The sequence below is a fragment of the Moorena sp. SIO4E2 genome (assembly GCF_010671945.1).
In the GTDB taxonomy this organism is placed as follows: domain Bacteria; phylum Cyanobacteriota; class Cyanobacteriia; order Cyanobacteriales; family Coleofasciculaceae; genus Moorena; species Moorena producens.
On record NZ_JAAHIE010001335.1, the window covers coordinates 1 to 1191 of the forward strand.

A 1191-nucleotide genomic window follows, 5' to 3' on the forward strand; every position below is an offset into this window, starting at 1 on the left:
CGTAGGTAACATCAAGCTTATAATAATCCTGATCAATAGCCTTTTGGACAACATCGAATAGCTTCGAGACCGAATCATAGGTATTAAAAAATTTCCGATTAACTGGTTTGCCGCTATCAGCAGCAACAATGGAAGTCGTTTCACCATTACGGATTTCTACCACAACTGGGTTGGTGACTTCACCAATACAATAGCAACTTACCTGTAATCTATACCGGTAGTTATCAAGCTTTTGAGTTTCCCAACGTTCCTGGTTTTCTTCCAATAGCTGCTCAGGGGAAGGATCACTAGCACAAGCGGAAAGTGGCAGAATCATCACTAGTAATCCTAACCAACAATAGCGATAGAGTCTGGAGTGTAGCGTCATAGTGTTCGAGTCAACAAGTAGAGCGACCAATGATAATTCGGGATAGTTGACGAATTCCCTAGTGATTTTGTTGCCATTCTCCGTAGGAGGGCAGTAGTTGTGTAGGGTGCGTTAGGGACGGGCTCGCATTCATTTTCCGCCTCGTGGTCAGCGTTGGAACAGCCCGTCCCGTAACGCACCACCGGGTCAAACAGCTTTTAGAATATGCACCCCTTGATGGTCTAGTCAGATCAATGTTTACTGCTGTCGTAGGTATCTAACTATCCAGCCCACTAACAAAGGGAACCGCTCCATATCGACCTTTTAGGTAGCCTTTCTGTAGGGATTCATCCTCACGAATTTTAAAATCTAGTAACGAATAGAGCTTAGTGCTATTGTTGCTATCTTTCTCCATCAACCATACCTGGTCTTGATTTACTATGTCTCGATCTAGGAAAGTTGTATCGTGGGTAGTAACAATCAATTGAGCGTTATTTTGATTAGCTGCTTTATCATTAAATTCCTTGATTAAATAGGTTGATATTTCTGAATGTAAGCTGCGGTCTAGTTGATCAATAATTAAAATTTATCCATTATCCAAAGCATTTATCCAATATCCTCCAATTTCACATAATCGTTGGATACCATTTGATATGTCGATATGACCTCCCTTGATTAATTTTAAAAAATTTTCACTATAATTAGTATATCTATCAAATTTCAAAGCAGTAAAATTAGATAGATTTTGGAACCTTGCTGGAATTAACTTTAACTTAGAGCTAAACCAGATAAATATCTTTCCTAACTGAGGATGGTTATTTTGGGCGGCATGAGATAGAAATAAA

At 39.4% G+C, this 1191-nt stretch carries 2 protein-coding genes and 1 pseudogene; all 3 read right to left on the minus strand.

The window, feature by feature from the left end:
• The coding region (locus F6K37_RS43455; protein ID WP_287257351.1) for a DUF6174 domain-containing protein at positions 1 to 316 on the minus strand (316 nt) is incomplete at its 3' end.
• A gap of 307 nt (positions 317 to 623) precedes the next feature.
• A complete protein-coding gene (locus F6K37_RS43460) occupies positions 624 to 932 on the minus strand; it encodes an AAA family ATPase (protein ID WP_353839158.1) in 309 nt (102 codons plus the stop codon).
• Positions 933 to 1191 (minus strand): annotated as a pseudogene (locus F6K37_RS43465) (hypothetical protein); the annotation flags it as partial.